Here is a 13,974-nt window from a genome sequence, read left to right as displayed (position 1 = left end):
CCGTTGGGCCGCCGTCACAGGTAGGAGCAGCCAGCCCCGCCACGCCGGACACTTTTTTCGGAACTTTTTTCAGAAGTTTTTCGGCCCGCGCCGGCTCAGGCCTTACTGATGCTCACCCGCACGCCGTCGCCGATCTCCGAGCCGTCGGCGGGCTCGCCGAACTCGAAGCTGGTGGCGAGGATCTCCCCCGCGATCAGGTCGCGGTGCGTCTGCGCCCAGTCGGCCCGCTCGCCGGGCACCGACATCACCACGCTGATGCGGTCGGACACGTCGAGCCCCGTCGACTTGCGCAGTTCCTGCAGCTCGCGGATCCGGTCCTTGGCCCAGCCCTCGGCCTCCAGTTCCGGGGTCACCGTGCCGTCGAGGACCACCAGACCGGACCCGTCGGGCAGCGCCGCGGTGTAATCCGGGTCGGCGGCCACCAGCCGGGAGCTGTACTCGTCGGGCTGCAGCACCGCGGGACCCGCCGTCAGGGTGCCGTCGGGGTTGACGACGCCCTCGCCGGCCTTGACGGCCTTGATCGCCGCCTGCACGTCCTTACCCAGCCGCGGGCCGGCCACCCGCGCGTTGACCGTGAGCTCGAACCGGCCGTACGTGTCGATCGCGTCGGTCAGTTCGACCCGCTTGACGTTGAGCTCGTCGGCGATCAGGTCGACGAACGGCTCGAGCCGCTGCGGGTTCTCAACGGCCACGGTGAGTTTCGGCAGCGGCAGGCGCACCCGCAGCTTCTTGGCCTTGCGCAGCGACGACGCCGCCGAGCAGACTTCCCGGACCTGATCCATCGCCGCCACCAGGCCGGCGTCCGCGGGCAGCGCGTCCGCGTCCGGCCAATCGGTCAAATGCACCGAGCGCTCGAACGTCAGACCGCGCCAAATGATCTCGGTGACCGATGGCAGCAGCGGGGCGGCCAGCCGGGCGCTCACCTCCAGCACGGTGTGCAACGTGTCGATGGCATCGGTGTCTTCCTCCCAGAACCGCGAACGCGACCGTCGCACATACCAATTCGTCAGCGCCTCGGTGAACTGGCGCAGCTGTTCGCAGGCCCCCGAGATGTCGCAGACATCCATTGACTCGGTGAGGTCGTCGCGCAGCTCCGCCAGCTTGGCCAGGATGTAGCGATCCAGCACGTTGGCCGAATCCGTGTGCCAGTTCCCGACTTTCGGCGCGTAGAGGGCCAGGAAGCTGTACGCGTTCCACAACGGCAGCAGCACCTGGCGCACGCCTTCGCGGATGCCCTGTTCGGTGACGATCAGGTTGCCCCCGCGCAGGATCGGCGAGGCCATCAGGAACCACCGCATCGCGTCGGAGCCGTCGCGATCGAACACCTCCGAGACGTCGGGGTAGTTGCGCAGCGACTTGCTCATCTTTTGGCCGTCGGAGCCCAGCACGATGCCGTGCGCGACACACGTTTTGAAGGCCGGACGGTCGAACAGCGCGGTGGCCAGCACGTGCAGGGTGTAGAACCAGCCGCGCGTCTGGCCGATGTACTCGACGATGAAATCGCCCGGGTAGTGCCCGTCGAACCAGTCGCGGTTTTCGAACGGGTAATGCACCTGGGCATACGGCATCGAGCCCGAGTCGAACCACACGTCGAGCACGTCCGGGATGCGCCGCATCGTGCTGCGCCCGGTAGGATCGTCGGGGTTGGGCCGAGTCAGCTCGTCGATGTAGGGCCGGTGCAAGTTGGTGGGCCGCACCCCGAAGTCGCGTTCCAGCTCGTCGAGGCTGCCGTACACGTCGACGCGCGGGTAGGCCGGATCATCGGACTTCCACACCGGAATCGGGGTGCCCCAGTAGCGGTTTCGCGAGATCGACCAGTCCCGCGCGCCCTGCAGCCACTTGCCGAACTGGCCGTCCTTGACGTGTTCGGGGTACCAGGTGATCTGCTGGTTGAGTTCGACCATGCGGTCGCGGAATTCGGTGACGGCGACGAACCACGACGACACCGCCCGATAGATCAGCGGATTGCGGCACCGCCAGCAGTGCGGGTAGGGGTGCTCGTAGGTCTCGTGGCGGACCAGCACGGCGCCGTTGGCCGCCGCCGGACCGCTCTGGTTTTTCAGGTCGCGGATGATGTGCGGATTCGCGTCAAAAACGCGCTGCCCCTGGTAATCCGGGACGCTTGCGTCGAACCGGCCCTTGGAATCGACCGGGGTGACGGGCGCGATGCCGGCCGCCTCACAGGTCGCCATGTCGTCCTCGCCGTAGGCCGGCGCCATGTGCACGATTCCGGTGCCGTCCTCGGTGGTCACGAAGTCACCGGGCAGCACCCGAAATGCGTTGGGGGTGTCCATGAAATACGGGAACGGCGGAACGTAGCGCAAACCCAGCAGGTCCGCCCCCCGATAGGTACCCAGCACGTCAGGCTCTTCACCCAACTCCCGCGCGTACGCGGCCAGCCGCGCCTCCGCCAGCACGAAGCGGCGGCCGTCGGCCTCGACCGCCACGTAGGTCACCTCGGGGTTCACGGCCACCGCGAGGTTCGACGGCAGGGTCCACGGCGTCGTCGTCCACACCAACAGATAGGCGCCGTCGAGCTCACCCCCGGCCACCCTGAAACCGACGGTCAGGGCCGGGTCCTGGCGGCTCTGGTAGACGTCGTCGTCCATCCGCAATTCGTGGTTGGACAACGGGGTTTCGTCGCGCCAGCAGTACGGCAGCACGCGATAGCCCTCATACGCCAGGCCCTTGTCCCACAGCTGTTTGAACGCCCAGATCACCGACTCCATGTAGCTGGGGTCCAGGGTCTTGTAGTCGTTGTCGAAGTCGACCCAGCGGGCCTGGCGCGTCACGTACGCCCGCCACTCGTCGGTGTAGCGCAGCACCGATCCGCGGCAGGCGTCGTTGAACGCGGCGATCCCCATGTCGTCGATCTGGGACTTGTCGTTGATGCCGAGCTGGCGTTCGACTTCCAGTTCGGCGGGCAGCCCGTGCGTGTCCCAGCCGAACCGGCGCTCCACCTTGTAGCCGCGCATGGTGCGATACCGCGGCACGATGTCCTTGACGTACCCGGTGAGCAGGTGACCGTAGTGGGGCAGCCCGTTGGCGAACGGCGGCCCGTCGTAGAACACGTACTCCGGGGCGCCGTCGCGGCGGGCGATGCTGGCCCGGAAGGTGTCGTCACGCGCCCAGTAGTCGAGAACCTCGACTTCGAGCGCCGGAAAATCGGGCGCACCGCCGGCCAGCTTCGGGTACGCCTTGACGTCAGCGTTCTCGGTCACGATCTGTGTCGTCTCCTGTGGCCATCATGCTCAGGCCGGGGACGACGACGCGCAAGGTGCGCGAGCGCCGCGGTACCACCCCGCTTGCCGCGCTCTCACGCGACCGCTCGATGAGGGCTGTGACGGGCCTACCCGTTCGGTTCTACTGAGCCTGCCGGCCGTTCTTCCGAAGGCTCCCCGGTGATCGCCGGATCGATGCCAGTGTCTCGATTCTACTCAAACCCAGCACTCCAAGGGGCTACCTGGTCTCAGGGAAGACCTGCGGCCGGGTAGCCCCTTGGAGGCATTTAGGCCCGGACATCGAGCACGCCGACGCGCCACAGCGCGGCGTATACGTGACGCACGCCGATGGCCAAGAAGTGAGCGGCGCCGTCCACCAGCGGGTCGCTGATGACGATGGTCGTGCCCTCAGCCCGGCGCGTGGCCTTCTTGGGCGCGGGAGCCGGGGTCGTGTCGCGCACCACGGTCAGCTTGCGGGCGGGCGCGACGGTTACCACTTCGTCGTGCAGAACTGCGGTCATGATCGTCTCCTGACGGAACTCAAACGAACGTTGACTGGACTGACGTGTCCCATCCCGTTGTGGTTCCGATCCGAGAACGCTTGGCGGGTAAGCCGATTAGCGTTGCGGCGACTCAGCCGAGAACGTCGCGCTTCGGGTCGGATCGGGACGGAACACAGCCCGGACTTCGATCCGGACTATCGCTGGAACTCATTCGTCCCTCACCTCCTCGACGTCACGACGCGTGCGGTTGCCCGCGCGATCCACGCGCACCAAAAGGAGTACAGAAACCGGCGAACCGCCGGAGATCCGCACCCCTCTCGTCAGAGCTTTGGCACTACACGACGTGTCCGATCACTCGGAAGCCACCTGGGCTCAACCCTTAAGCCGGGAGGAGCTGTCCTGACCCGGGGCGTCTTTCGACGTTCGGGGTCAGTGGCCTGTATTCGTGTAGACGCCTCACCTAACGAGGTGCATACGCGACCGATCATGCATGACCGCCATGACACGGTCAATGTGATCTGTGCCGTGTGGCCGAATCTTTATGCAGTCATTACGCGGGCACTCAGGATTTAACAAGCTTCACCGGCGCTGCGCGGGCGTAGCCCGTCGAGCACCAGTGCCACCACGAAATCGGCCACCTGAGCAGCGGTGACGTTGTCGTCGGTGCTCAGCCGCCGTTGTGCCAGCTGGCCCACCAGCGCCGCAAGCGTGTACGCCACCATGCGTGGCGGGGCGCCGATCACCTCACCGCGCTCCTGGGCGGCGACGATGAAGCTTTCGATGTCGTCGATGAACCGCTCGTAGATCCCGCCGAGATGTTTTTCGAAGCGCTCGCCCAGCGCGCAGGGATCCCGCAGCAACAGTTTGACCGTCGCCTTGTCGGACTCGAAGAACTCCAGCGTCGCCCGCACCGCGACCCGAAGCGACTCCCACTGCCCGGCGTCCCCGGCCGGAGCCCCCAACGCCGCAGCGACATGGGCGCGCAGCGCGCCCTCCTCGGCCGCCATCAACGCGTGGAACAGCTCGTCCTTGGAGTCGAAGTACCAATAGACCGAGCCGTAGGCCAGGCCGGCCCGCTTCGCGATGTCGGCAATGGTCGTCGCATGAAAACCCTTGCGCGCGAACACTTCTTTGGCGGCCGACATGATCTGCTCGCGCCGTTGCGACTTGTCCTCGTCGCTGACCGCGCGGCGCCGGCGGGTCGCGCTGGTCACGTACCGACCAGGCCGTCGAGCCGGCCGATGGTGTCGATGAACTCCTCCACCATGTCGAGCACCACCGAGCGGACCGGGCGGACCCGGTCGAGCGAACCGACCACCTGGCCGACGAAGTACGTCGCCAGCTCACGCGCCTTGGAGTCCGGATTGGTCGCGGCCTGGTTGATGCGCACCTGAGAGCCGGTGACCAGCGCCGTCTGCAGCGGCATGCCGAGCGGATCGGGGGTGTCGGGCCGCTCCCACTCGTCGGTCCAGGCCGTGCGCAGCATCCGCGCCGGCTTCCCGGTCATCGACCGGGAGCGCACCGTGTCCGAGGAGCTGGCCGCCAAGAACTTCTCCTTGACCACGGGGACCGTCTCGGCCTCTTCGGTGGTCAGCCACACCGAGCCGCACCACACCCCTTCGGCCCCCAGCGCCAGGGCGGCGGCGACCTGGCGACCCCGCGCGATCCCGCCGGCCGCGAGAACCGGGACCGGCGACACGGCGTCCACCACCTCGGGGACCAGCACCATGGTCGCCACCTCGCCGGTGTGGCCGCCCGCCTCGGTGCCCTGCGCGACGATCAGGTCCACGCCCGCGGCCGCGTGCCGCCGCGCGTGTTGCGTGGTGCCCGCGAGCGCGGCCACCACGACGCCCCGGTCGTGGGCGCGCTGGACGAGGTCGGCGGGCGGCGGCCCGAGCGCGCTGGCGATCAGCCGGATGTCGTGCTCAAACGCCACGTCGAGCAGCGGCTCGTAGCCCTTGGGCGAGATGTTCAGGCCCCCGGCCGACGCCCTGGGCTCCTCGGCGGGGACCATGACGCCGTAGCGGGACAGGATGTCCTCGACGAACGCGCGGTGCTCCTCAGGCAGCAGCTCGCGCGCCTGTTTGGCGTCGATCCCGCCCTGCTCGGCACCGACGTACTTGGGCGGCAACAGCAGGTCGACGCCGTAGGGCTTGCCGCCCGTCTGCTCCTCGATCCAGGTGAGCTCGCTGTGCAGGCGCTCTGGACTGTGCGCGACGGCGCCGAGGATCCCGAACCCGCCGGCGTTGGTTACCGCGGCCACCACGTCGCGACAGTGGCTGAAGGCGCAGATCGGGAACTCAACGCCGAGCATCTCGGCGACCCTGGTTCGCATTGCCCGACGCTAAGAGTTACTGACTGATAAGTCAATCGGTTAGGGCGACCGGCCGTCCGGCGGCCAGCTGGCCACGCCCTCTTCCAAGGGCACCTGGAGGCTGCGCAGGATCGACGCGACCATTTGCCACGCCCCGATGGCGGTGACCAGCTCGATGAGAACCGTTGTATCGCCGTGCATTTCGCGCTCGCACGCGGCCCAGCTCTCGGCGCTCACCGCGCCGTCGCGCACCACGTCGTCGGTGGCAGCCAGCACCGCGCGTTCGGCCGGTCCGAAGCCCTCATACCCGCGCCAATCGCGCACGCCGACGAGGTCGTCGGCGCTCACGCCCAACCCCGACGCGACCCGCCAATGCTGCGTCCACTCGTAGTCGCACGCGGTGAGCCAGCCGATCCGCATGATGACCAGCTCGCGGAGCCGGGGGTCCAGGGCGCCGTGCCAGAGCATCGTGGCCAGCAGGTCGTTGATGCCACGCGCCAGCGGCGGATGGTTGAGCAACACCTGGAAGATGCTGAGCTCCGCCATGTAGTCGGGTACCGCGGCCTCGTCGGCGGCGGCTTTGGCCACGTCAAGCGGCAGTCGGGGGACCCGGGCTTGCCCGATAGGTGGGGTCATGGTGTGAGCACTCCGTCCACTGGTGGACACCTCGCGTTCACCGGCAATGGTAGCCAGCGGCAGCAGACGTCGGAGGCGAAGAATCATGAACGAAAAGCCCGGAGCCCCAACGCCGCAACGCGGAACCGGGCGGTGAAAACCGCGGTTCCGCCGCCAGTTGCGCCGGGGCCGCGCGTGCGAATGCCGTTGGCGCCCACATGGATACCCCGACGCCGTCGGCTTCGTGCCGGCTCGCCGCGCGGGCCCGGCCCGTCCCTCGCCAGCGAATGAATTCAAAGCCGCGGGCTGCCGTGATCGGACCGTGATCGGTCCCCCTGGACGGCGCCCCCGCCCTCCGGCCGCCGCCACGGATCGGCCCCGAACCGGACACGCCAATCGCGACAAAGTATGAATCTCGCCACAATTCAGTGGGGACTTAACTTGCAATCTTAAAGATTTCAGCGATTTCCCTGCGGAGTTTCGCAATAGCCCCTAGCATGGCGTGATTACGCATCCTCGATGCAGGGCATCGGTGCGCCCAATTTGGTCTCCGTCTCGGCCCGCGCGGGTCGGGGTGATCCAGCCCGCCCTCGGCGACGCGCGCTGACAACGCCCCTGGTCATGTCCGTTCGGGCAGGTAAACGCCGGACACCTTGGCGGACAGCGCCTCTGGCGGCGACGGCGGTACGCCGTTATGGCCAAATACCGTCCCAAAAGTATGCGTCTGGGGCTTCGACCAAGCCTGACGTCGACCGGCCCTGGCCAGGGCATTGTTAAATTTTTGTACGTTCGCACGATTTTTCCACGCGTGACAAGCGAAGCCGCTACGCTGCTGATCGCGCCATGTTCTTACGGGTGGGCTTCGATCCGGGGGTCGGTGGGTTTTTTGCGCGTTGCGGCGGAGTTGCCAGCTCGCACAAAAAAATTCGACGAGATTTCTCGAAGCCCAGATAAGAGCGAGCAGCAGTGATAGGAACTTGTGGATAGGCAAGGAGAGGTGAAGGACAGTGGATAAGGCAGGCGTGACTCCGGTTGCCGTCATCGGGATGGCATGCCGGCTGCCAGGGGGGATCGACTCACCTGACCTCTTTTGGGAAGCGTTGCTCCGTGGCGACGACCTTGTCAAGGAAATTCCTGCCGAACGCTGGGACGTCGACTACTACTACGACCCCGAGCCGGGCGTCCCCGGCCGGTCGGTCTGCAAGTGGGGCTCGTTCCTGGACAACGTCGGCGACTTCGACCCCGAGTTCTTCGGCATCACCGACAAAGAAGCCACCGCGATGGACCCTCAGCACCGGTTGCTGATGGAAACCGCGTGGGAGGCCATGGAACATGCCGGTCTCACCAAGGACACCATGGCCGAGGAAACGGGTGTTTTCGTCGGATTGAACTACGGCGACTATCAATTCGTCCACGCTGCCACCGACGCCTTTGACGGTCCGTACGGAAACCCGGGCACCATCTCCTGCATGGCATCCGGGCGGATCGCCTACGCGCTCGGCCTGCACGGTCCCGCCGTCACCATCGACACCGCGTGCTCTTCCGGCCTGTTCGCCATCCACCAGGCCTGCCGCAGCCTCAACGACGGAGAGAGCAACCTCGCGTTCGCCGGTGGCGTGAACGTGATGCTGGAGCCGCGCAGGTCCGCTTCCGCTTCCGCGGGGGGAATGCTGTCGGGCACCGGCCACTGCTTCGCGTTCGACGTCAAGGCCGACGGCTTCGTCTCCGGCGAGGGCTGCGTGGTGCTGCTGCTCAAGCGCCTGACCGATGCGCAGCGCGACGGCGACCGGATCCTCGGTGTGATCCGCGCCACGGCCGCCAACCAGGACGGCCACACCATGAACATCGCGATGCCGCCCGGCGAGGCGCAGTCGGCGGTCTACCGCGCGGCGCTCGCGGCGGCGGGCGTGGACGCCAGCACCGTCGGCATGGTCGAGGCGCACGGCACGGGCACCCCGGTCGGCGACCCGATCGAATACGGCAGCCTGGCCGAGGTATACGGCATCGGCAACCCCTGCGTGCTCGGCGCCTCGAAGACGAACTTCGGGCACACCCAGGCGGCCGCGGGTGCGTTGGGGATGATGAAGGCGGTTCTCTCCGTCCAGCACGGTGTGGTTCCCAAGAACCTGCACTTCGAAAGCCTGCCCGACGAGATGGCCCGGATTGACACCGGATTGTTTGTGCCGCAAGAGAATACGCCGTGGCCGCTGAATGGCGATCAACCGCGGCGCGCGGCGGTGTCGGCGTACGGAATCTCCGGCACCAACGTGCACGCCATCGTCGAGGAAGCCCCAGAACCCTTGTCGCGCAACGGCGCCGCCACCCGGGCCGGCCGCGACGGCACGCTGCTGTTCCCCCTGTCGGCCACCTCGGACGACAGCCTGCGCGAAACCGCCGCACGGCTCGCGGACTGGGTCGAGGCCCACGCCACCGAGCTGGCTGCGCCGGACCTGGCCTACACGCTGGCCCGCAAGCGGGGGCACCGGTCCGTGCGCACCACCGTGCTGGCCAGCGACACCCCCGAGCTGCTGACGGCCCTGCGGGACGTCGCCAACGGTGACGCCCTGTTCCAGGAAGTCGTCGGCCAGGAGGAGCGCGGCCCGGTCTGGGTGTTCTCCGGGCAGGGGTCGCAGTGGGCCACCATGGGCACCGACCTGCTGGCGAACGAGCCCGCTTTCGCGGCGACCATCGCCGAGATCGAGCCGCTGATCGCCCACGAGTCCGGGTTCTCCGTGACCGAAGCACTCACCGCGCCCGAGAGGGTCACCGGCATCGACCGGGTGCAGCCGACGATCTTCGCCATGCAGGTCGCGCTGGCGGCCACGATGAAGTCCTACGGGGTCAGGCCCGGCGCAGTGATCGGCCACTCGATGGGCGAGGCCGCGGCGGCCGTCGTCGCCGGGGCGCTGTCGCTCGAGGACGGGGTGCGCGTCATCTGCCGCCGCTCGCGCCTGATGGCCACAATCGCCGGCTCGGGCGCCATGGCGTCCGTGGAACTGCCTGCCCAGCAAGTGCTTTCGGAGCTGATGGCGCGCGGCGTCAACGACGCCGTGGTGGCGGTGGTGGCCTCCCCGCAGTCCACCGTCATCGGCGGCGCGACCGCGACGGTCCGCGAACTGGTGGCGGTGTGGGAGCAGCGTGAGGTGATGGCCCGCGAGGTGGCCGTCGACGTGGCATCGCACTCGCCGCAGGTCGACCCCATCCTCGACGAGCTCTACGACGTGCTCGCTGAGATCGAGCCGCTGACCCCGGAGGTCCCCTACTACTCGGCCACCTCGTTCGACCCCCGCGAGGAGCCCTACTGCGACGCCAACTACTGGGTCGACAACCTGCGTCACACGGTCCGTTTCTCGGCCGCGGTGCAGGCGGCGCTGGAAGACGGCTACCGCGTCTTCGGCGAGCTCTCACCCCACCCGCTGCTCACCCACGCGGTCGACCAGACCGCCCGCAGCCTCGACATGACGGTGGCCGCGCTCGCCGCGATGCGGCGCGAACAGCCGCTGCCCCACGGCCTGCGCGGCTTGCTGGGTGACCTGTACGCCACCGGCGCCACGGTCGACTTCTCCGTGCTGTACCCGGGCGGTCACCTGGTGGACGCGCCGCTGCCCGCGTGGACGCACCGGTCGCTGCTGTTGAGCCGCGAGGGCCACAGCTCGCGCGCGCTGGCCTCCAGCGTCGCGGTGCACCCGCTGATGGGCCAGCACGTCCGCCTGCCCGAGGAGCCGGAACGCCACGTCTGGCAGGCCGACATCGGCACGGCCACGCTGCCCTGGCTGGCCGACCACCAGGTCCACGGCACGGCCACGCTGCCGGGTGCGGCCTACTGCGAGATGGCGCTGGCCGCCGCGCGCACCGTCTTCGGCGAGGCATCCGAGGTTCGCGAGGTCCGCTTCGAGCAGATGCTGATGCTCGACGAGGAAACCCACATCAGCCTCACCGCCACCGCTGAGACGCCCGGCGCGCTCACCTTCGTGGTGGAAACCAACGAGGACGGCGTGCAGGCCCGCCGCGCGTCCGCGGTGTTGCACGACGTCGACGACGAAGACCAGCCGTCCGCGCAGGACATCGACGAGCTGCTCGACGCCCACCCGAGCCGCCTGGAGGGCGCCGACCTACGCGACGCCATGGACCTGTGCGGCATCCAGTACGGTCCCGCCTTCACCGGCCTGGCCGGCGCACACACCGCCGAGGGAACCGGCACCACCGTGCTGGCCGAGATCGGGCTGCCCAGCGTGATCCGGACCCAGCAGACGAATTACGGGGTCCACCCGGCGCTGCTCGACGCCTGCTTCCAGTCGGTCGCCGCGCACCCCAGCGTCGCGAACGCCAGCCTGGGCGGACTGCTGTTGCCGCTCGGTGTTCGCCGGCTTCGGGTCCACGGCCCGGTCAGCACCGCCCGCTACTGCTACTCGCGGGTTACCTCCGCGAGCGGCGGAGCGGTCGAGGCCGACCTCGACGTGCTGGACAAGCACGGCACCGTGCTGCTGACCGTGCGCGGGCTGCAGATGGGCACCGGAATCTCGCCGAGCGGCGAGCGGGCCAAGGTGATGGCGGAGCGCCTGCTGACGGTGGAATGGCAGCAACGCCAGCTGCCCGAGGCCGCCGCCGCCGAGACCGGCGCATGGCTGCTGATCAGCACCTCCGACGCCGCCGACCTGGTGGCCGCGGCATTCACCGACGCAATGAAGCTGCACGACGCGGAGTGCAAGACCCTGTCCTGGCCGCACCAGGCCGATCACCAGGCCATGGCCGGACGGCTGCGCGACGAGGTCGAGAAGGGCGGGTTCGCCGGCGTGGTCGTGGTGACGGAGCCGAAGAACGGCAACCCGGACGACGAAAGCGCCGTGCGTGGCGGTGATTTGGTGCACCACGTGGTGCGCATCGCCCGTGAGCTCCCGGAACTGCAGGGCGAGTCGCCCCGGTTGTTCGTCGTCACCCGGAACGCCCAAAAGGTGCTGTCGGAGGACGTCCCCAACCTCGACCAGGGCGGCCTGCGCGGCCTGCTGCGGGTGATCGGCGCCGAGCACCCGCACCTGCACACCACCCACATCGACGTCGACGAGCAGACCGGCGCCGAGCAGGTGGTGCGCCAGCTGCTGATGACGGGCCCCGGCGAGGACGAGACGGCCTGGCGCAACGACGAGTGGTACAGCGCGCGCCTGTGCCCCACCCCGCTGCGTCCCGAAGAGCGGCTGTCCACCGTCGTCGACCACGAGACCGACGGCATGCGGATGCAGATCCGCACACCGGGCGACCTGCAGACGATGGAGTTCGCCGCGTTCGACCGGGTTCCGCCGGGACCGGGGCAGATCGAGGTGGCGGTCACCGCGTCGAGCATCAACTTCGCCGACGTACTGAACGCGTTCGGCCGCTACCAGAGCCTGGACAACATCCTGCCCCAGCTGGGCACGGACTTCGCGGGCGTGGTCACGGCCGTCGGACCCGACGTCACCAATCACAAGGTCGGCGACCACGTCGGCGGCATGTCCCCCAACGGCTGCTGGGCCACGTTCGTCACGTGTGACGCGCGCCTGGCCACCACGCTGCCCGAGGGGCTGAGCGACGCGCAGGCGGCCGCGGTGACCACCGCGCACGCCACCGCCTGGTACGGGCTGAACGAACTGGCCCGGATCACGGCCGGCGACAAGGTGCTGATCCACTCGGGCACCGGCGGTGTCGGGCAGGCGGCGATCGCCATCGCCCGCGCAGCAGGGGCCGAGATCTTCGCCACGGCCGGCAGCGAGCAGCGTCGACAGCTGTTGCGCGACATGGGAATTGAGCACGTCTACGACTCGCGCACGGTCGAGTTCGCCGAGCAGATCCGGCGCGACACCGACGGCTACGGCGTCGACATCGTGCTCAACTCGGTGACCGGTGCCGCGCAGCTGGCCGGGATCAAGCTGCTCGCCCTGGGCGGACGGTTCGTCGAGATCGGCAAGCGCGACATCTACGGGGACACCAAGCTGGGTCTCTTCCCGTTCCGTCGCAACCTGGCGTTCTGGGGCGTGGACCTGGGCCTGATGTCGGTCAGCCACCCGAGTCAGGTCAGCCAGGTGCTGAGCACCGTCTACCGGCTGACGGCCGAGGGCGCGCTGCCGATGCCCGAGAGCACGCACTACCCGCTCTCCGAGGCGGCCACTGCGATTCGCGTGATGAGCGCGGCCGAGCACACCGGCAAGCTCATCCTCGACATCCCGCGGGCCGGCCGCAGCAGCGTGGTGCTGCCGCCCGAGCAGGCACCGGTCTTCCGGCGCGACGGCTCCTACATCATCACCGGTGGTCTGGGCGGCCTCGGGCTGTTCCTGGCCGAGAAGATGGCCGCGGCCGGGGCGGGCCGGATCGTGCTCACCTCGCGTTCGGAGCCCTCACAGAAGGCGCTTGAAACGATCGAGCTCGTCCGAGCGATAGGTTCTGACGTGATCGTGGAGTGCGGTGACATCGCGCAGGCCGACGTCGCACAGCGGCTGGTGGCCACGGCGACCGCCACCGGGCTGCCGTTGCGGGGCGTGCTGCACGCCGCCGCGGTGGTCGAGGACGCCACCCTGACCAACATCACCGACGAGCTGATCGACCGTGACTGGGCGCCAAAGGTGTACGGCGCGTGGAACTTGCACGAGGCCACCGCATCAGCTGACCTGGACTGGTTCTGCTCGTTCTCGTCTGCGGCGGCCCTGCTGGGCTCGCCGGGCCAGGGCGCCTACGCCGCGGCCAACAGCTGGTTGGATGCCTTCACCCACTGGCGGCGCGCGCAGGGCCTGCCGGCCACGTCGATCGCCTGGGGCGCCTGGGGCGAGATCGGCCGCGGCGCGGACTTCGCCGAAGGCAGCGGCGCCGCGATCGCTCCCGACGAGGGCGCCTACGCGTTCGAGGCGCTGCTGCGCCACGACCGCGCGTACACGGGCTACAGCCCGCTCATCGGGACTCCGTGGATCGCGTCCTTCGCGGAACGCAGCAAGTTCCTCGAGATGTTCAAGTCGGCGGGTGAAAAGCGTTCGGGCTCAAGCAAACTGCGCGCCGAGCTGTCCGAGCTGCCGCTCGAGGAGTGGCCCGCCCGGCTGCGGCGCCTGCTCTCCGAGCAGATCGGCCTGATCCTGCGCCGCAACATCGACGTGGATCACCCGCTTTCCGAGTACGGCCTCGACTCGCTGGGCAACCTCGAGTTGCGCACGCACATCGAGGCACAGACGGGGGTTCGCATCACGTCGGCCGACATCACCTCGGTGCGCGGCTTGGCGGATCACCTGTTTTCGAAGCTGGCTCCTAAGGAGGGCGCTGCAGCACCCGCGTGAGATAAGTCCTACGTCAAAGTCGACTGCACTGC

The 13,974-nt window shown here is 68.5% G+C and carries 6 protein-coding genes and 1 riboswitch; of the genes, 1 reads left to right on the top strand and 5 read right to left on the bottom strand.

Annotation, left to right across the window (positions count from 1 at the left end; genetic code table 11):
- Positions 1–95: 95 nt before the first annotated feature.
- From ileS to AC5Y4S_RS07985, 5 genes are all read right to left on the bottom strand, one after another.
- On the bottom strand, positions 96–3,221 hold the full coding sequence (ileS, locus tag AC5Y4S_RS08005; protein WP_500031786.1) for an isoleucine--tRNA ligase: 3,126 nt from the start codon (positions 3,219–3,221) through the stop codon (positions 96–98).
- A 287-nt stretch (positions 3,222–3,508) separates the two neighbouring features.
- Positions 3,509–3,742 carry an Rv1535 family protein gene (locus AC5Y4S_RS08000; RefSeq protein ID WP_500031784.1) on the bottom strand — a complete coding sequence of 78 codons (234 nt, stop codon included), beginning with the start codon at positions 3,740–3,742 and terminating at the stop codon, positions 3,509–3,511.
- Between the two features lie 287 nt (positions 3,743–4,029).
- A riboswitch (M-box (ykoK) riboswitch) is annotated at positions 4,030–4,199 on the bottom strand.
- A gap of 94 nt (positions 4,200–4,293) precedes the next feature.
- The gene (locus AC5Y4S_RS07995; protein WP_500031782.1) at positions 4,294–4,938 is read right to left on the bottom strand and encodes a TetR/AcrR family transcriptional regulator; all 645 of its coding nucleotides are present in this window, start codon (positions 4,936–4,938) and stop codon (positions 4,294–4,296) included.
- The gene (locus AC5Y4S_RS07990; RefSeq protein ID WP_500031780.1) at positions 4,935–6,059 is read right to left on the bottom strand and encodes an NAD(P)H-dependent flavin oxidoreductase; all 1,125 of its coding nucleotides are present in this window, start codon (positions 6,057–6,059) and stop codon (positions 4,935–4,937) included. The genes AC5Y4S_RS07995 and AC5Y4S_RS07990 overlap by 4 nt, the downstream gene beginning before the upstream one ends.
- A gap of 39 nt (positions 6,060–6,098) precedes the next feature.
- Positions 6,099–6,662 (bottom strand): carboxymuconolactone decarboxylase family protein, encoded by a 564-nt coding sequence (locus AC5Y4S_RS07985; protein ID WP_500032200.1) that lies wholly within the window; start codon positions 6,660–6,662, stop codon positions 6,099–6,101.
- A gap of 998 nt (positions 6,663–7,660) precedes the next feature.
- On the opposite strand from AC5Y4S_RS07985, the gene pks2 reads away from it, so the two are divergent.
- Entirely contained in the window at positions 7,661–13,942 is a 6,282-nt protein-coding gene (pks2, locus tag AC5Y4S_RS07980; RefSeq protein WP_500031778.1) for a sulfolipid-1 biosynthesis phthioceranic/hydroxyphthioceranic acid synthase, read from the top strand.
- Positions 13,943–13,974 lie beyond the last annotated feature (32 nt).

The organism is Mycobacterium sp. NGS64, assembly GCF_059812245.1.
Note: the sequence above shows the minus strand (reverse complement) of the source record. Positions and strands in the feature narration are given on the sequence as shown.